The organism is Nonomuraea jabiensis, assembly GCF_014204795.1.
GTDB classification, from domain to species: Bacteria; Actinomycetota; Actinomycetes; order Streptosporangiales; family Streptosporangiaceae; genus Nonomuraea; species Nonomuraea jabiensis.
The window spans coordinates 9,343,470-9,361,711 of sequence record NZ_JACHMB010000001.1 but is presented as its reverse complement, the minus strand read 5'-3'; the positions used below and the strand labels follow the sequence as shown (position 1 = coordinate 9,361,711).

The 18,242-nt window shown below is 68.9% G+C and carries 12 protein-coding genes and 1 pseudogene; 10 read left to right on the top strand and 3 right to left on the bottom strand.

Annotated elements, in window-relative coordinates; genetic code table 11:
- Positions 1-55: 55 nt before the first annotated feature.
- From HD596_RS42655 to HD596_RS42640, 4 genes are all read left to right on the top strand, one after another.
- Positions 56-745 (top strand): TetR/AcrR family transcriptional regulator, encoded by a 690-nt coding sequence (locus HD596_RS42655; protein ID WP_185075095.1) that lies wholly within the window; start codon positions 56-58, stop codon positions 743-745.
- Positions 746-968: 223 nt separating this feature from the next.
- Positions 969-1,823, top strand: a complete 855-nt coding sequence (locus tag HD596_RS42650) for a helix-turn-helix transcriptional regulator (RefSeq protein ID WP_185075094.1) — start codon at positions 969-971, stop codon at positions 1,821-1,823.
- A 280-nt stretch (positions 1,824-2,103) separates the two neighbouring features.
- Entirely contained in the window at positions 2,104-2,472 is a 369-nt protein-coding gene (locus HD596_RS42645; protein ID WP_376776027.1) for a pyridoxamine 5'-phosphate oxidase family protein, read from the top strand.
- A gap of 11 nt (positions 2,473-2,483) precedes the next feature.
- Positions 2,484-3,344 (top strand): haloalkane dehalogenase, encoded by an 861-nt coding sequence (locus tag HD596_RS42640; protein WP_185075093.1) that lies wholly within the window; start codon positions 2,484-2,486, stop codon positions 3,342-3,344.
- Between the two features lie 185 nt (positions 3,345-3,529).
- On the opposite strand, the gene HD596_RS42635 is transcribed toward HD596_RS42640, so the two are convergent.
- A complete protein-coding gene (locus HD596_RS42635; RefSeq protein ID WP_281398311.1) occupies positions 3,530-3,847 on the bottom strand; it encodes a winged helix-turn-helix transcriptional regulator in 318 nt (105 codons plus the stop codon).
- Between the two features lie 208 nt (positions 3,848-4,055).
- On the opposite strand from HD596_RS42635, the gene HD596_RS42630 reads away from it, so the two are divergent.
- Positions 4,056-4,823, top strand: coding sequence for an alpha/beta fold hydrolase (locus HD596_RS42630; protein ID WP_185075091.1), 768 nt, complete (start codon positions 4,056-4,058; stop codon positions 4,821-4,823).
- 484 nt (positions 4,824-5,307) lie between these two features.
- Here the strand turns inward: HD596_RS42630 and HD596_RS42625 are convergent, their stop codons facing one another.
- A complete protein-coding gene (locus HD596_RS42625; protein ID WP_185075090.1) occupies positions 5,308-6,369 on the bottom strand; it encodes a hypothetical protein in 1,062 nt (353 codons plus the stop codon).
- A gap of 462 nt (positions 6,370-6,831) precedes the next feature.
- Between HD596_RS42625 and HD596_RS42620 the strand changes: the two genes are divergently transcribed.
- On the top strand, positions 6,832-9,357 hold the full coding sequence (locus HD596_RS42620) for an SMI1/KNR4 family protein (RefSeq protein WP_185075089.1): 2,526 nt from the start codon (positions 6,832-6,834) through the stop codon (positions 9,355-9,357).
- Between the two features lie 83 nt (positions 9,358-9,440).
- Here HD596_RS42620 and HD596_RS42615 read toward each other — a convergent pair whose 3' ends face one another.
- Positions 9,441-10,040: a recombinase family protein gene (locus tag HD596_RS42615; RefSeq protein ID WP_185075088.1), complete on the bottom strand. Its 600-nt coding sequence runs from the start codon at positions 10,038-10,040 to the stop codon at positions 9,441-9,443.
- A gap of 67 nt (positions 10,041-10,107) precedes the next feature.
- Between HD596_RS42615 and HD596_RS42610 the strand changes: the two are divergent.
- The 4 genes and pseudogenes from HD596_RS42610 to HD596_RS42595 all read left to right on the top strand — a co-directional run bounded on the left by HD596_RS42610 (position 10,108) and on the right by HD596_RS42595 (position 18,134).
- Positions 10,108-13,228, top strand: a pseudogene (locus HD596_RS42610) (Tn3 family transposase).
- 61 nt (positions 13,229-13,289) lie between these two features.
- A complete protein-coding gene (locus HD596_RS42605) occupies positions 13,290-15,986 on the top strand; it encodes a tetratricopeptide repeat protein (RefSeq protein ID WP_185075087.1) in 2,697 nt (898 codons plus the stop codon).
- Between the two features lie 145 nt (positions 15,987-16,131).
- Positions 16,132-17,016 (top strand): DUF3800 domain-containing protein, encoded by an 885-nt coding sequence (locus HD596_RS42600; RefSeq protein WP_185075086.1) that lies wholly within the window; start codon positions 16,132-16,134, stop codon positions 17,014-17,016.
- Positions 17,013-18,134, top strand: a complete 1,122-nt coding sequence (locus tag HD596_RS42595; protein WP_185075085.1) for a tyrosine-type recombinase/integrase — start codon at positions 17,013-17,015, stop codon at positions 18,132-18,134. Before HD596_RS42600 ends, HD596_RS42595 begins: the two co-directional genes overlap by 4 nt.
- Positions 18,135-18,242: the final 108 nt, after the last annotated feature.

The window sequence follows — 18,242 nt, the reverse complement described above, 5'->3', positions numbered from 1 at the left end:
TGAGGCGACCTTACAACCGGAGTAATTCGCTCCGCAAGTTCGGTATGCTGCCGGCATGACCGAATCCCAGCGCCGCGGCCCCAGGCGGGCGGAAGCCGAGCGCAACGACCGGGCCCTCCTGCAGGCGGCACGCCACGTGCTGGCGGCCGACGGCGAACACGCTTCGGTCGCGGCCATCGCAGCGGCCGCCGGGGTCGGCATCGGCAGCCTCTACCGCCGCTACCGCACCAAGGAGGAGCTCTTCCAGCGCCTGGCCGAACTGTCCCTCGACAGCTGGAACCAAGCCGCCGAACGAGGTCTCGCCGAGGACGATCCATGGGAAGGGCTGGCCTCCTTCATCGTCACCTGCGCGGAGTCCGGCCAAGGATCGCTCGCCCCGATCGCCGGCACCATCGAGGTCACCGAGGAGATGCAGGCCAAGTCCGACCGTTCCGATGAGCTGCTCGCTGAGCTCGTCGCGCGCGCCCACCGTGCCGGCGCACTCAGGCCGGACGTCACCGCCGTCGACATCTCGCTGCTGATCGAGCAGTTCGGCAGATCGCCCGCCCTGGACCAGCTACGCAAGCAGGGGCGCGAGGATCTCGTCGAAGCCGCCGCCGCCGCTCACCGGCGCGTTCTCGCCATCGCCGTGGACGGCCTGCGCACCTGCCACCCGCGTCCGCTGCCCGGCGACCCGCCCACGGACCGGCTCTTCACCGAACGCTGGGCACACGAAGCCGGCCGATCTCGTCGCACGTCACCGTGACGAGGCACGTCAGCGCATGCGAGGTCCGGTCAGCGGCGCCCTGTACCAGTATTCGCTTCCCGGAAGATCCGGCAGCACCGCCGTGCTGGTGCCCGTGAACACCCGGCCACGCCCATCATCCGCGCGGATGCCGGCGCGATGAGGAGGAGAGCCAATTCCCTAGGATCGGCTCTCCTGGCAGGCATGGCACGAGCAACGGATCGGGGCGTCGAGGATGGATGACATGAAGCTGGACCGCGCCAGGCTGGCGGACTTCCTTCGCCGTTCCCGCGAGCGGCTCCAGCCGCAGGACGCCGGCCTGACCGCCGGACCGCGGCGCCGCACGCCCGGCCTGCGCCGCGAAGAGGTGGCCCAGCTGGCCGGGGTATCAGCCGACTACGTGATGCGGCTCGAACAGGCCCGCAGCTCCCAGCCGTCGGTCCAGCTGCTGACCGCGCTCGCCCGGGCCCTGCGGCTGACCGAGGACGAAACGGCTCACCTCTACCTGCTGGCGGGTCACCGGCCGCCCGAAGGGGCGCGCGCCGGAAACCACGTCCGTCCCGGCCTGCTCTACCTTCTCGACCGGCTGGGCGACACCCCCGCCCAGCTCCTTACCGACCTCGGTGACCTGCTCGCGCAGAATCCCCTGGCCGAGGCCCTGTTCGGGTGCGTGTGCACGATCGAGGAACCGGACCGGAACATCGTGTGGCGCTGGTTCACCGACCCGTTCGTACGCGAGGCGTACCCCGTCGAGGAACACGACCGCCTGAGCCGCCTGCACGTCGCAGACCTGCGGGCCGCGGCGACGCGCCGCGGCTACGACCACTCCTCGAGCACCCTGATCGCCCGGCTCGAGACGGCGAGCGAGGAGTTCGCCGCCCTCTGGCCGCGGCACGAGGTGGCCGTGCGCCGCGAGAGCCGGCTGCGCGTCATGCATCCGTCCGTCGGGCCCATCGAATTCGACTTCGAGATGCTGCAGACGCAGGCCGCGGACCAGCGCCTGCGCCTCTTCACGCCGCCGCCCGGATCCAAGAGCATCGAGGCTCTGGAGCTGCTCCGCGTCGTCGGCCCGGAGACCGTCCACCGCAGTCATCGATGACGCCTGCCCCAGGTTCAGGCGATCCCTCTTGACGACGGCCAGTGAGTTGGTCAGGCCACTAACTATGGACAGAGGCCTCGCCCACCCACTATGGTTTCCTCACTGAGTCAGCCAACTAACTAACTAAGTAGGGCTGGGAAATCATGATCGTTGTCACGGCAGGCGAGGAGGTGTGGTTCGCGGAGCAGTTCATGCCCCACATTCGCGGGCTGGGCCGCCCGCAACGCCGCCACCCACCGCTGATGGCACCGCGCGGAGCCCTCCCCATGAGGCTCACCTCGTGACCGGCTCGATGGAGTCCTTCCTGGCAGAACCCCGCGTGGCCACGCTGACGACCCTGCGGCCCGACGGGTCCCCGCACGTGGTGGCGGTCCGCTTCACCTGGGACGGTGGAATGGCCCGCGTGCTGACCGTCGCCGCCTCCCGCAAGGCCCGCAACCTGGTACGGGGCGGCCGCGCCGCGCTCTGCCAGGTCGACGGGTTCCGCTGGGTCACCCTTGAGGGCACCGCGACGGTGTCCGACGATCCACGCCGGGTGGCCGAGGCCGCCCGGCGCTACCTCCGACGTTACGGTTCGCCGCCGCCCGCGCCGCCCGGCCGGGTCGTGATCGAGATCGCGGTGGACCGCACCATGACCCTCAACACCTGAACGGATCCGACATGCCCTTCCAGAACGTGCTCGATTCCACCATGCACTACCGGGAGCTCGGCGGCACCGGCGCGCCGATCGTCTTCCTGCACGGCAACCCCACCTCCTCCTACCTGTGGCGCAACGTCATGCCCGCCATCGGGCACGGCCGTCTCCTGGCTCCCGACCTGATCGGCATGGGCGAGTCGGGCAAGCCCGCCATCGACTACACCTTCGCCGACCACGCCCGCTACCTGGACGCCTGGTTCGACGCCCTGGACCTTGACGACGTGGTGCTGGTCGGCCACGACTGGGGCGGCGCGCTGGCCTTCGACTGGGCCTCTCGCCACCCGGACCGGGTCCGCGGGATCGCCTTCACCGAGGCCATTATCAAGCCGATGAGCTGGGACGAGCTCCCCCAGGACGGTCGCGCCCTGTTCCGGGCGATCAAGACCGAGGGCGTGGGCGAGTCCATGATCCTCGACGATGACGCCTTCCTCAGGCAGGGCCTGCCGACCACTGTCACCACCCCGCTCAGCGAGGAGGACATGGCCGCGTACACGCAGCCGTACCCGACCAGGGAGAGCCGCCTGCCGCAGCTGCGCTGGGCGCGCTCGTTGCCACTGGGCGGAGAGCCGGCCGACGTCGTGGCCTGGATCGAGGCGTTCGACCGGTGGCTGGCGACCAGCGTCGAGGTGCCGAAGCTCCTCATCGGCTTCCGTCCCGGCACCGGCACGATGTGGACGGCGGAGACCGTCGCCTGGTGCGCGAAGAACGTGGCCGCACTGGAGATCGTGGAGCACGAGGAGGTCGCCGGCCATCACACGCCGGAGGACCAGCCGCTGGCCATCGCGGCGGACGTCGAGAGCTGGCTGGCGAAACTGGCGGGCTAGCTCGAACTGCCGGCTCGCAGAGCCCATGCTCTCGGGCGGCACAACGGCAGGCCCGGATGCACTGCGAGGGTGCTACGCGCCACTGATCGCCTTGTCCGTTTCGTCCGTGACGAGTAGCGGCGTTTGTCGACGACAGCCTCAGATTCCAGTACCCGATAGTAATGTCGGTGAGAAACGACAGCGCATCAGGGATGTGAATCGGCCGAACCGTCGTAGGCGCGGCGGGCTGCGGTGATGGCAGGGGCCGCAAGACGGGCCCATTCCGTGAGTGCTTCCAGAGGCTCGCGTATGTCCTCGATCAATGGAGTAGTGGCGTACTCCACTCGCGGCGGGGAATCCGGGTACACGGTTCGGGTGATGAGCCCGTTGCGTTCGAGATCACGCAAGCTCACGGTCAGCATGCGACGGCTGATGCCCGCGATCGCGCGCTCCAGCTGCGTGAAGCGGCGTGGACCGTTGCCCAGCTCGACCAGCACCTGAGCGCTCCACTTGCCACCGATCAAGCTGAGGACCTCGGGCAGCGGGCAATCGTCTGGGGCGGGTGCCGTCGTCGCGGGCGTGAGCTGGTTTGTTACCCCGGTGTTCCGTTGCGACAAGAAAGTGCCTTCTTCCAAAACTTTCTAAGCATGCGTCACGATTGACCCCGTTATCAATCGTAACGGTCCTGCGTGCAGGCGCAGGATCTTCGTGAACAGATGAGGGAAACAACACGTGCCCATCGCACGCAGCAACGGCTGCAAGATTTCCTACGAGGTCTCCGGTGATGGTCCTGCGCTGGTGCTTCATCCAGGCATGTTCCAGGACGGGGCACATTGGGCGCACAGCGGCTACACGTCCGCACTTACGTCCACCCACACCGTAATTACCGTCGACCCACTCGGCCTGGGGGGCAGCGACGCCCCGCACCAGGCCGAGGACTATTCGCTTGAACGGCGGGTGGACTCTGTCACGGCGGTGCTGGACGAGGTCGGCGTCGAACGGGCCGCGTTGTGGGGATACTCGCTCGGAGCCATGACAGGGTACGCGGTCGCCGCGCACACGCCTGACCGTCTGACCTGCCTGGTGGCCGGCGGGTTCGATCCTGTCGACGGTTTCCGCTCCGTGGTCGGCCCTACGCTGCGCCTGCTCGGTCTGCCCGCCGACACCGACGCGTACACGCTGATGAAGCAAGGCGCCGTCGCCGATCCCTATCAGGCCGCCCTGATCGAGGCGGGAGATCCTGCCGGGTTCCGCGCCAATTATGAGGCGTTCTCGCGCGAGCCTGGACTTGGGCTGAAACTCGCCGATTCCGGCGTGCCGATGCTGCTGTACGCGGGCACGGCCGACCCTTGGCACGAGCCGATGCGCGCCTTCGCCGAGAGCTCAGGCGCAACCTTTTTGTCCATCTCCGGCGCAGATCACAAGGGCTGCTGGGACAGATCGACCGACGTTCTGCCAACGGTGCTGTCGTTCCTTGCTGCCAACGCCGGCATGCCTTGAGCAAGGCCACGTCTCTGGCGACGCTCAGCTCATCTGTGGCTGGGCTCGCTTGCCCACCGTGCCGCTGTTCTTTCTCGGTGCGAGGATGAAGGCCACTGCTCGTGCCGCGTCAAGATCGTTCGTCCTCGGCTTCGCCTGCGGGCGCTGCACCTTGACCCGCTCCTCCCAGCAAAGAGCGCAGCTCCGCCATGCGCCCCTTGGCCGAACCGCCGAGACGCATTCGCATTCGCATAACAGGAAGGCGTTGATATCGGCTCCCGTCAGGGCCTGAGGCGCGAAGGCATCCTTGATCGTCGCCTGCTCATGAAGGAAGCGGCGGGCGGACCTCTCTCCGCGAGACCAGGATCATCGTGGCTGAGCGGGCATCGGCCTCGCCGCTGGATACGCTCCTGGAGCAGCACCGCTCCTGGATGGTGCGTGGCATCGCTCGTGGCCCCGGGATCCATCGCTGACCAGGGGTCAACCTACGGCGACCCCTGGGACGTTAACCGCGTAACCTCTCTACGTCGATCACCCGTGCGGCCTCCGCCTGCGTCGCCGCACGGACCTCGACGAAGTCGTTCTCCTTGCGCAAGATGGTGACAATGCCCGTGAACAGCGTGTTCTGACGGAGGCGGTCGCGGGCGATCACTTCCCTGTCGACCGACAGCACCTCGGCGTGGCCGTTCTCCTCGGATCCCCATACCCAGGCGCGCCCGCTGAAGCCCGGCTCGGTCCCGAAGAACGGTGTGCGCACACTGGATGCCTTCAGCACCAGCGTGGGCATGCTAGCCGGGTTCAGCTCCCGGCCTATGCGCCGGTCCACACGCAACTGCGTCGCGTAGTCCTCCAGCATCGATCGCGACCAGGACCACACGTTCTGCGGCAGGTTGCCGAGCACGTCGTACAGCAGGTCGCCCAGCACCTCGTGGACCAGTTGTGGGTCATTTTCTGTATCGACGGACGAGACTGTTATGCGTCCCCCGTCGGTCTCCGAAGCGCTGCCGGCTTGCGCAGGGTGGCCTACCGTCACACGGTCGGATTCCGGCGGGTTGAAGCGCATCACCGCGGTGGCGGTGTCGGGCTGCGGGTGCGGCCGCAGTGCTGCCCAGGCCTGCGGCCGTGGTGGTGCCGTGCCGGGTTCGAGCGCGAGGATCTCGCGCATCCTGACCATATGCCCGCTGTCGTCTTCCCCACGTAGAGCGGGTCCGGAGACGTCGGCCACCGGCCAGAACCGCAGCAGCCAGCGTTCGTCGACGGCTACGGTTTCGCCGGGATCCCAGGAGGCTGGCTCGCTGCGTACCGAGCCGGTGTAGGCGCTCAGCCAGTAGGCGAAACAAGGTGGTCCCAAGAGGAGCTTCTGTCCCGTCGGGCTGTGTCCCATGCCGCTGACGGTCACGATGCCGCCCGGACTCCAATACAGAACCCGCCCCGCCTCTGCCCATGGCTGGCCGGGTTCATCCTCGGGCTCGGCGTCCCATGCCTCCAATTGGACAGCGGCCAGCCACGCTCCGGCCGGGCTCACCAACTGGAGAGCACCCAGTGAAATGCCCTCGGGCTCGGCCAATAGCCCACCATGTTCGGTCTCTTGCACGACATCCCGGCCATAGCCGGATACGTCGTAGGCCTGTCGTTAACGAAGCTGTCACCAGGTACACGCGATTGCGTTATCCCTGCTCAGAGCGGGAAGATCCGGCCGGGTATTAGCGCTTAGCACTGATTCGCAGGTCGACAGGGTTGTTTCTCGGTCAGGCTGATCGGGGGACGGGACGCTCTGGTCGGGCAGATCGCCCAGTGCGGTCCGGCGTTGGTGTCTCTGGGCGCGCCGGGCTGTTGGCTGGCCGTCTCGCGTTATCTCCGAGTGTTTCCGCCGATCATCCGCCGGGCGCGAGCAAGCTGGGCGCGCAGCGGCGCGAACAGATCGCCGAGCTCGACGAGGCCGAGCGATGCCGCCTCCCGTTGTCGAACGGCCCCGCCGTCTGACTATAAGTCCGTCATGGGTGATCTTGGCGTCCCATAATTGGGTGCCATGACGGAGGCGAGGGTGCGCGAACGGCTGGCGGCCGCGGGCTGGGAATGGCGCAGGAGCGGGACGATGGAGCGCGTCTGGCCGGACGGGACGTTCTGGCGCTGCACCTACGGGACCACCCGGGCCGGGCGGTGCGAAGGCGACATCCCGAAAGGGCTGATCTTCGCGACCGGCGACGAGGTCTTCGTGGTCGACGTGCTCGGCTTCACCGATCCCGCGGGGATGGGCTTCGAGGGCGTCGACCGGACAGCCGCCGGGCTCGACCTTCTCGCCGCGGCGTCACCAGGCGGGACTCTCGCCAAGAACGTTCTGAAGCCGCTGATGGCCCGTGCGGCGGTGTTTCGGGAACGGTCGGTGCGGCCGATCGGGCTCAGCGGGTTCATGCTGGAGGAGATGCCCCGGCGCCCAGCGGGGCCGCTGATCCCCGCGATCGCCGCCGCGGACGGCTCGTCCGATCGCTGGCTGGACGTCGCGTTCGCCGCGTTGGACGCGAGGATGCTGCACGTAGCGCTGGAGTCGTTCGATCGGGCGTTGGCCGCTGGTGCGGAACCCGGACTCGCCGAGCTGTGGCGTGGCTGGCTGCTGATGGAGGCCGATCCGGTGGAGGCCGCCACGGCCTTGGAACGGGCGGCGGACGGCGGCATGGCAGGTCCCGCGACCTGTCTGCTGGCGGGCATCCGGCCGGTGGACTGGGAGCGCGCCACCCGGGAGGACCCCGGGTATCTGCTCGGCTGGCTGTCCCGGGTGCTGGAGCTCGGCGAGTCCGGGCGTGCCCGCGAGGCACTTCGGGTGATCGATGAGGCCGCGGCCCTGCACCCCGGCGCTAAGGTGCACCACTACCGCGGGTGGGTCCATGCGTTGCTCGGTGACGAGGACGCCGCGCTCGACGATCTCGCCGAGGCGGTCCGGCTCGCCCCGTGGATCACCGAGGAGATCCTCGCCGACCCCGACCACGACGGTCTGCGCGGCCATCTGGACTTCTGGCGGTTGACCGACCGCCGGGCCGCGGATAACGAGCAGAACCCTCAGGCTACCGAGGTGCTGCGGCGCCTGGCGGTACAGACCGCCGCCCGGGCCCCGGACGGCTGGCGACGCGCCACGTTCACCATCGGCGGAGGTACCAGAGGCTATTACACCCTGCCCGACGGCGCCCTCAAGAACCACGGTCTCCCGTTCGACCTGCGCAAGGCGCTGCGCCTCGGCCGTGGTACGGCGGTCACGATGGTCGTGCATCCTTCGGGGTGGTTCGAGGCCGCCGTTGGCGGTCGCGCGGAGAACTCGGGCGTCGCCTGCGTCCTCGACGAGGAGGCACTGCCCAGCGGTCCCGGCGATGAGGTGGACGGGCCCGCCGATCCGACGCAGGCCGGGGATCCCGCCGAGGCGGTCCGCCTGCTGCGCGCCTACCTCCAGCGCCGCGAGGAGATCCTCGGCTACTCCGATGAGCTGCCGCCGCCGGCGGCGGATCGCGAGGAAATGTTCGCAGACCTGGATCACGCGCTTCCCGACGATCTGCGCGCCCTCTACGACGTGATGGACGGCGATGATGATCTGGGACTCATCGACAATGGCTACGACTGGCTTTCAGCGTCCTTTGTGTCCGAGCTGGGAAGTGATCACGTCTGGGTGGATAACGTGCCGCTGTTCGACCCGGACCCATGGAGGATCATGCTGGACGACGGCCCGCCCGGGGCGGTCCGGCGTTCTATCGACCGGGATGGTTGGATCCCGTTCGCCGACGGTGGGAACAACGAGTACCTCGCCGTCGACATGGACCCCGGGCCGGGCGGTCGACCCGGCCAGGTCATCCGTATCGGCCTGCGGCGAGACGGCCCCACCTACGTCGCCGACTCGGTCACCTCGCTGCTGCGCCGCCACGTGGAGGCACTCGAGCGAGGCGACTGGACGTGCGAGGACGACGACCTGCGGATCGATCTCGGCGACATGGCCCTCGCCCGGGAGAACGAGAACGCGCCCGACGCGTCCACAGTCTGGGCCTGTCGTGAGGTGCTGAATCCCGGCCACAACACCCAGAGTTTGTGGGTGCGGGGCGGGGGCGACATCGATCTGGGCACCGTCCGCGGCACCCGGCTCTTGAAGTTGGAGCTGACGCAGTGCCGGTCGGCCGATCTCAGCCCGCTCCGGGACACAGCCGTCGAGGCGCTGACGCTTCAGGACGTGGAGGCCCTCGACCTGGCGCCGATCGCGGGCCATCCGACGCTGCGCGCGGTGCGGGTGCGCGCGCACCACGCCGTCGACCTCGAACCGCTGGTCACCGCGCCCCGGCTCTACGCACTGGACCTGTGCGGATCGTCGGTCATGGACCTGGCCGCGCTGGGCCGGATGAGCCGTCTACGCTACCTGTCGTTGCGGTACGAACAGTGGCAGGAGCTCTGGCGGCAGAACGTCACGCTGCCCGGCCTGGCAATGGCCGTCCTGTCCGACGACCCGTCCCCGAGCAGGATCGCGGAGTGGGCGCGGCGGCTCCCCAGGGGCGGCGGCGTCCAGCACTACATCGGGCAGTACTGACGCACCGTCAGGGCCCAGGACCCCTGAAGAAGAAGGCTACGGCGAGCCGCAAAGTAGGCCCACTGAAGATCGTTGTCTGCTGGTTACGCTTCGGCGGGGCGCTTCTTCGGCTCGCGGAGCACGGTGGTGTTCTTGTCGAGGTGGCCGTAGACGGTGGAGCGGGGGACGCCGAAGAGGTCGGCGATCTGCTGCACGGTTCTGATGCGGGCGTCGTAGAGCTCTTGGGCGAGGGTGGCTTGTTCGGGGGTGAGCCGGGGGCGGCGTCCGCCGACGCGACCACGGGCGCGGGCGGCGGCCAGGCCGTCGTCGGTGTTGGCGATGATGAGTTCGCGTTGCAGTTCGGCCAGGACCGACAGCATCCCGAACATCGCCCGGCCCTCGGCGGTGGCGGTGTCGATGCCCTGCTCGATCACGTGCAGGCCGATCTTGCGCTCGCGCAGGTCCGCGCCGAGCGTCACCAGATGCAGCACCGACCGCGACAACCGGTCCAGGCGGGTGACCTTCAACGTGTCGCCCTCGCGCAGCAGCTGCATCACCAGGTCGAACTTCGGGCGAGAGGATTTGGCGCCGCTGGCGGTGTCGAGGTGGATGTTGCCCTGCTCGACTCCGGCCTGCAGCAGGGCGTCGATCTGGTGGTCGGGGTTCTGGTCCGCGGTCGACACCCGCGCGTAGCCGAACAGCATGGGGGTTGAGGAGGAACTCCTCAGGAATTAGCGGTAGCGACGCGTTGATCCTTATCGATGACAGCATGTGACGGTTGAGTTCCTGTCTGATGATCAAGTGGCAGCCTACGGGTGCTTCATCGGCGAGCCGACGCAAGCGAAGCTGGAGCGGTTCTTCCTGCTGGATGAGGCCGATCGCGAGCTGATCGGGAAGCGGCGGGGTGATCACACCCGGCTGGGGTTCGCTCTGCAGCTGTGCACCGTGCGGTTCTTGGGAACCTTCCTGACCTCTGATCCCTTGGAGGTGCCCTGGCCGGTCATCGACTACCTGGCGGGCCAGCTGGGGATCGGCGACGCGTCAGTGGTCAAGCGGTACACCGAACGGCAGATGACTCCCTACGAGCACGCCTGGGAGATCCAGGCGGCCCGCGGCTACCGGGACTTCTCCGACCCGCAGGCGAGCGCGCAGCTGCGGGAGTTCATGGCCGGGCGGGCGTGGACGCACGCCGAAGGGCCGCTGGCGCTGTTCGAGCAGACGGTGGGATGGCTGCGCCGGCACCGGGTGCTGCTGCCCGGGGTGAGCGTGCTGGCCCGGCTGGCGGTGACGGTGCGGGCCGAGGCCGCCGAACGCCTGCATCGCACGTTGGCCGACGCCGCACGTCAGGCTGACCCGCAGCTGCCGGATCGGATGCGCGCGCTGCTGGAGGTCCTGCCCGGGCAGCGGGTCAGTGAGTGGGAGCGGCTGCGCCGCGCCCCCATCCGCACCTCCGGCACCGACTTGGAGAAGGCGCTGGCCCGCGCGGCCGAGGTGAGCGCCATCGGGGCGGGCGCCGCGAGGGTGTCCGGGGTGCCGGGCCAACCGGCTGGCGATGTTGGCCCGCTACGGGCTGACCGCCAAGGCCCCTGCCTTGAAGGAGCTGGCCGAGCCGCGCCGGACCGCGACCCTGCTGGCCGCCACCCGCCAGTTGGAATCCGTCGCGGTCGACGACGCGCTGGATCTGTTCGATCGGCTGATGGCCACCCGGCTGATCAACCCCTCCCGGCGGGCCAGCGAGCAGCACCGGCTGGCGGTGCTGCCTCAGCTGGAACACGCCTCGCGGACGCTGGCTCGGGCTACCCGCGCGGTGCTGGACGTGCTGGAACAGGCCGCCGCCGAGACGGGTGCCGATGCCGGGGTGGTAGAGGTGGGTGCGGCCTGGCGGGCGGTGGAGCAGGTCGCGCCGCGCGAGCTGGTGCGGGCGGCGGCCGCGCGGGTGGAGGAACTGGTGCCCGACGATGCGGCCGGTGAGGCCGCGATGCGCGAGCAGCTGGCCACCCGCTACGGGGTGGTGCGGCCGTTTGTGATCCTGCTGGCCCAGGCGCTGCCGCTGGCGGCGGCCCCGGCCGGACGGCAGATCCTGGCCGCCGTCGGCGGCCTGCCTGAGCTGGCCCGCCGCCGTGTCAGGCAGCGCCCGCTGACGGCCGAGGAGATCGACGAAGAGCTTGTGCCGCCGATGTGGCAGCGCGCCGTCTTCCGCAACCGGGATTTACCCGAGAACGCGGTCGACCGGGACGCGTACGTGTTGTGCGTGCTGGAGCAGCTGCGCGGCGCGCTCCGCCGGCGCGATGTGTTCGCCGCCCCGTCGGTGCGGTGGGCCGACCCACGGGCGCAGCTGCTGGACGGGGCCGCGTGGCAGGCAGTGCGCGCCGAGACGCTGGCCGGTCTCGGACTTGCCGCACCCGTCGCTGCGCACCTGGCCGAGCTGACCGGCGCACTGGACGCCGCGCGGCGGCTGCTGGCCCGCCGGCTGGAGCAGGCCGGGCCTGAGGCGAGCGTGCGGCTGGTGCCCGGCGAGGACGGGCGGGTGAAGCTGGCGGTGGACCGGCTGGAGGCGATCGGCGAGAGCGAGTCGCTGAAGACCCTGCGCGCCGTGGTGGCGGCCATGCTGCCTCGCGTCGACCTGCCCGAACTGCTGCTGGAGGTGCACGCCTGGACTGGTTTCCTGGACGCCTACACCCACGTGGCCAAGGTCGCCTCCCGGCTGGAGGACCTGCCTGTCTCCGTCGCGGCGCTGCTGGTGGCCGAGAGCTGCAACGTGGGTCGCACCCCGGTGATCCAGCCGGGCCATGCGGCGCTGACCCGCGACCGACTCTCGCACGTGGATCAGAACTACCTGCGTGCTGACACTCACGCGGCGGCCAACGCGCGGCTGATCGACGCCCAGGCGAAGATCCCGGTCGCGGCCGCCTGGGGCGGCGGGCTGGTGGCCAGCGTCGACGGGCTGCGGTTCGTGGTCCCGGTCCGCACCATCAACGCCGCCCCCAGCCCCCGCTACTTCGGTCTCAAGGCCGGCATCACCTGGCTGAACGCCGTCAATGACCAGGTCGCGGGGATCGGCGCGGTGGTGGTGCCTGGCACGGTGCGCGACTCGCTGTTCATCCTGGACACTCTGCTCAACCTGGACGGTGGGCCGAGGCCGGAGCTGGTGGCCACCGACACCGCCTCCTACAGCGACATCGTGTTCGGCCTGTTCCGGCTGCTGGGCTACCGCTTCTCACCGCGCATCGCCGACTTGGCCGACCAGCGGTTCTGGCGGGCCACCCTGCCTGGTGTGGCCGAGGGCGACTACGGGCCGCTGAACGCGCTGGCCCGGCACCGTGTCGACCTGGCCAAGATCCGCGCCCACTGGCCGGACATGCTGCGCGTGGCCGGCTCCCTGGTCACCAACCAGGTGCGCGCTTATGACCTGCTGCGCATGCTCGGCCGCGACGGCCACCCCAGCAAGCTCGGCCAGGTCTTCGCCGAGTACGGCCGCATCGCCAAGACCCTGCACCTGCTGGCCCTGATCGACCCAGTCGACGAGGGCTACCGGCGCGCCGTCAACACCCAGCTGACCGTGCAGGAGTCGCGGCACCGGCTGGCTCGCAAGCTGTTTCATGGTCAGCGCGGCGAGCTGCGCCAGCCCTACCGGGAAGGCCAGGAAGACCAGCTCGGCACGCTCGGCCTGGTCGTGAACGCGGTGGTGCTGTGGAACACCCGCTACATCGACGCAGCCGTGACCGGCCTACGCGCCGCTGGCCAGACGGTGGCCGAGCAGGACGTCGCCCGGCTGTCGCCGCTCGGCCACGCCCACATCAACTTGCTGGGCCGCTACACCTTCACCGCCCCGCCGCCCGGCACCGGGCTGCGGCCGCTGCGTAACCCGTCCGCCGACCCCGGAGACGACTAGCCATGGCCTGCCCTTCTCCTGATATTCGCCACCACGTAGTACCACCCTGTGGAAGTGCGGCATGAAGGCAGCACGAGCCCTGGCGCGCGTCGCCGCGGTGGCGGTGCTAACGGTCACCGTCGGCGTGGCGATCAACCAGATCCTCAACGGCACCACCCTGCAGCCGCTTTGGCTCATCACGGGCCTGGTGCTGGCGGCGCTGGCCGAGACGCTGCAGCAATGGCTGGCCCGGTGTGACGCCGTCGCCGGCTCCATCACGCCGGTGCTGTGGCCCCAGCTGACCGACACGAGCGGCCGCCCCAAGACGTTACGCGAGGTCACCCCACGCGACCTGGGCGTGCACGCCAACCGGTTCGCCACCGGCCAGCAGCCGCCCTACATCCCGCGCGACGTCGACGCCGTCCTGCACGAAGCGCTGACTGGCGGCAAACGCCTCATCGTCGTGCGCGGGCCCCGGCTCGCGGGCTGCACCGCCACGCTGGCGCATGCGGTATTGACCCATCTGCCCGGCCACTACCGGATCATGGCCTTCCACCACGACCCTAGCCTGCCGCTGCAGCAGGTGCTCCAGCATGCCGCCCACCTGACCGCCAGAGCCAAGACGGCCGACGCGGTGCTGTGGCTGGATGGCCTGCCGCCCGAGCGGGCCGGCGACCTGGCGAGCCTAGCGCTGGACACGCTGCCCGCTACCTTGCGGATCGCGGTCACGCTCACCCGTGGACCTGACCATGAACAACCTCCGGACGCCCAGCTGGAGGCATTCCTCGACCAGCGCGCCGTCCAGGCCGACCTTGCTGCGATCAGCCCGGCCGAGCGCCACGCGCTGCGCGACTGCGACACCTACGCCGAGCTGCGCCCGATTCTGGCTGAAGGGCACGATGTGCTGATGGGGCGGCTCATGGTCTCCTGGGAAGAGCTCCGCCGTGCCCTGACCCGCGAGGGCGAACAGTCCACCGACCGCGTCACGCTGCTGCACGCCGTCACCGACTGGTACCGACTACGGCTGGACACCCACCGGCTGCTCACCGCCGACATCCTCAAGCACCTGTTCGCGCAGTACAGGCGGGAGATCGTCGACCTGCCGCTGGACACGCCGATCCCCGTCACCGGCCGCCGTGCGGCCTTAACCTGGGCCATGGCTGCCGACAGCCCCGCCCGCCCCCGGCTGATCTATCAGCAAGCCACCGGCTCCGGCCGCCGTTATGCCCCACATCCGCTGCTGACCGCACTCGCCGAAGAGCCCGAAGAACCGGCCGCCTGGCCCGTCTACGACGCCCTATGGACTTACGCCGATCAGTACTTTGAGGCAGACCAGCGCCGCGACATCGGCTACGCCGCCCTAGAGCGGCAGGCATATCCGGCCGCGATCATGCTCCTCGACCACTCTGACGCCGACATCGACGCCACAGTCCTGTTTCGGATCGGCGTGTGGCTGTCTGAGAGTGAGGACTTCGACGGGGCGCGCCGTTGGTGGGGCAAGATCATCGCCACCGGCCACCTCGATGTGGCACCCAGGGCGATGGTCAACCTCGGGGTGCTGGAGAAGCAGCAGGGGAATGTGGAGGAGGCGCGCCGCTGGTACCGCGAGGCGATCGCCACCGGCCACCCCGATCAGGCGCCTGTGGCCATGCGCTGTCTCGGGATGTTGGAGGAGGCGTTGGGCAATCTGACCGGGGCTCAGCACTGGTACCGAGACGCGATCGCCACCGACCACCCCGAAGAGGCACCCAAGGCGATGACCAACCTTGGCGTATTGGAGGAGAAGCTAGGCGATTTTGAGCAGGCCAGACACTGGTACCGCGAGGCGATCGCCACCGGCCACACCGACGGAGCGCCACGGGCGATGGCCAACCTCGGCATGCTGGAGGAAGAGCAGGGAGATACAGCTGAGGCGCGGCGCTGGTACGGCGAAACGGCCGCCACAGGCCATCACGAAGTGGCACCCAAGGCGATGAACAACCTGGGCATGCTGGAGGAAGAGCTAGGCGATTTTGAGCAGGCCAGACACTGGTACCGCGAGGCGATCGCCACCGGCCACCCAGATGGCGCGCCCCATGCGATGGTCAGCCTCGGCGTGCTGGAGAAGCGGCAGGGTGATCTAGGGGAGGCCGGACGCTGGTATCGGAAGGCGATCGCTACTGGCCATTCTGATCAGGCGCCTGTGGCCATGCGCTGTCTCGGGATGTTGGAGGAGGCGTTGGGCAATCTGACCGGGGCTCAGCACTGGTACCGAGACGCGATCGCCACCGACCACCCCGAAGAGGCACCCAAGGCGATGACCAACCTCGGCGTATTGGAGGAGAAGCTAGGCGATTTTGAGCAGGCCAGACACTGGTACCGCGAGGCGATCGCCACCGGCCACACCGACGGAGCGCCACGGGCGATGGCCAACCTCGGCATGCTGGAGGAAGAGCAGGGAGATACAGCTGAGGCGCGGCGCTGGTACGGCGAAACGGCCGCCACAGGCCATCACGAAGTGGCACCCAAGGCGATGAACAACCTGGGCATGCTGGAGGAGAAGCTAGGCGATTTTGAGCAGGCCAGACACTGGTACCGCGAGGCGATCGCCACCGGCCACACTGACGAAGCGCCACGGGCGGCAGCGCAACTCCGCGATCTTGATCGTCGCGAGAAGGAAATGCAGCAGGCGAGCTGGTATGCCAGGTACGGCTACCTGGCATACGCCGATCCTTCGATGATGCGCCGCCCGTCCGCGTCCCAGCACCCGGAGGAAGAGGAGCCCCCGGCACCGCAGTAAATGCCGCATTTACTGCGACAAGCCCGATACGATCACTAACACGCGTCTCATCCGGCCTGGAGCGTCCCCCAGCACGTGACCCTCTGCCCTCGAGTCGAGGTGTACGCATTTACTGCGGCGACGATCGTGGAGTGCCATCGTGTACATGATCTACATCGACGACAGCGGACAGAAAGAGGTCCGCCGCCGGCACATGGGCGAGCTCGTCTCGGTCGGCGGCGTGATCGTCCCCGAACCCGCAGTCGCCGGATTCGCCACCGCGCTCGACGGCATCCGCGCGGAGTTCGAGATCCCCGAGGGGGAGGAACTCAAATGGAAGCTACCCAAGAACACCTTTCAGGCCAAGGCGACCGGCCCGCTGATCACCGACCTGCGGCAGCGGATGCTCCAGGCCGCCATCGACAGCGGCATCAAGTCGGCCGTCGTGGTGTGGGACCGCGGTCATGTCCCCTGGGAGAAGTCCGACGTCGAACCCGAGATCCTCAAGTACCTCTACGAGCGAATCGCTCTGCATCTGCGCGAGCGGAACGACGTCGGCATCATCATTGCTGATCAACCAGGCGGCGGCCGCAAGGACGAAGTGAAATGGCTGGCCGACACCCTCGGCCTGACCCGGGACGGCACTCGCTTCGCCACACCCGACCGCGTTGTCTCGCCCATCCTGACCGCGCCCTCCCACCACGTCCCGCACCTCCAACTGGCAGACCTCGTCACCGCAGCCACCACCGCAGCGATCGCCGGACAGCCCTCCGGAATGAAGCTGGCGAAACAGCTGAAGGAACTGGCCCGCACCAACGCGCACGGGCTCGTCGGCGGCGCGGGCGTGGTGCTCTGGCCGCCTGACCTCGTGGACCTGCACTACTGGGTCTTTGGCGAGACCCAGTACGCCCGGGGATCGATAGGACACCCACTCGGCCCATCCGCCGGCCCTTTCAGCCAGCCTGGACGCACCTACCAGCACAACGATGGCCTGCCGGAGCCCGGACAAGCCGCGAACGGGTCCACATCCACGACAAGCAGCAGCGTATGACGGTCCACGCCTTGGACCGCGATACCCCCGCCGACTACAGCACCGCCGTGGAGGCATACCTTCGCTCGGCCGGGATCGCCGCTTCCTCCCAGCGCATCTACCGAATCTCACTGCTGACCTGGGCGTGGCTGGCCATCGGGCAGCAACCGCCGCTGGGCCGCAACCGGCGTGGCGCCGAGCCGCCCACCGTGGCATTCGCCATGTTCGACGAGGCGCCGACAGATGTGATCGCCGAGATGTTCGCGCAGCGGGCTCGGCTGGTCGACGCCGACACCGTCAACCGTGAACTGTCGGTGATGAAGGCTGCCATCGCCTGGTGGCGCGCCCGCGGCTGGCTGACCCGCAATCCGATCATCGGCATCGAACGCCGGCCGGCGCCGCCGGACCGAACCCGGGCCCTGTCGCGCGAGCAGATCGTCGCGTTGTCCGACCTCAAGGTCAGCGTGCGCGAACGCACGCTTTGGAAGGCCCTGTACGAGACGTGCGCACGAGCCGAGGAGATCCTCTGCCTCGACGTCGAGGATCTGCTTCTGGCCGACAAACGCGGCCGCGTCACCTCCAAGGGCGGCACCGTCGAGTGGGTGCACTGGCAATCGGGCACCGCCCAACTCCTGCCCCGGCTGCTCAAAGGCCGTACCCGCGGGCCTGTGTTCCTTACGGACCGCCGGGCGCCTGCCCACGTCCCCACGCGTGACACATGCCCAGTTACCGGGCGCGCCCGCCTGTCTTACCGGCGAGCCGCCGAGCTCTTCGAGGCCCTCACCCGGCCGCTCGCCCATCCGGGCATCACCGACCCAGCCGAACTCGAGGCACGCGGCGGATGGACGCTGCATCAACTGCGCCACTCCGCGCTGACGCACGAAGCCGAGGACGGCACCAACACCCCAACCCTGTTGGCCCGCTCCCGGCACGCCTCCGTGCGCTCCCTGGAGCGCTACGCCCGGCCCAGCGTCGAGCCGTGGCCGCCCACGTCGCCGACCGCGATCCCCTACGCCGCCGGAAGCGAGGCACCACCGCATGAGCTCCGGCGTGGTGCGCTACCGCTAATTCCTGTGGACTTCCTCCTCGACCCCGAGCATGTGTCGAAATCTACTCCGCGTACCGTTCGCCGACGTTGAAATCCGGCACGGGTTGTCGACACATGTCGCCTGGGGTGATGCGGTCGTCTGCCGAGTGTCGGCAGACGACCGTTACTCGACACTGAGATACCAGCCTTGTGACCACAA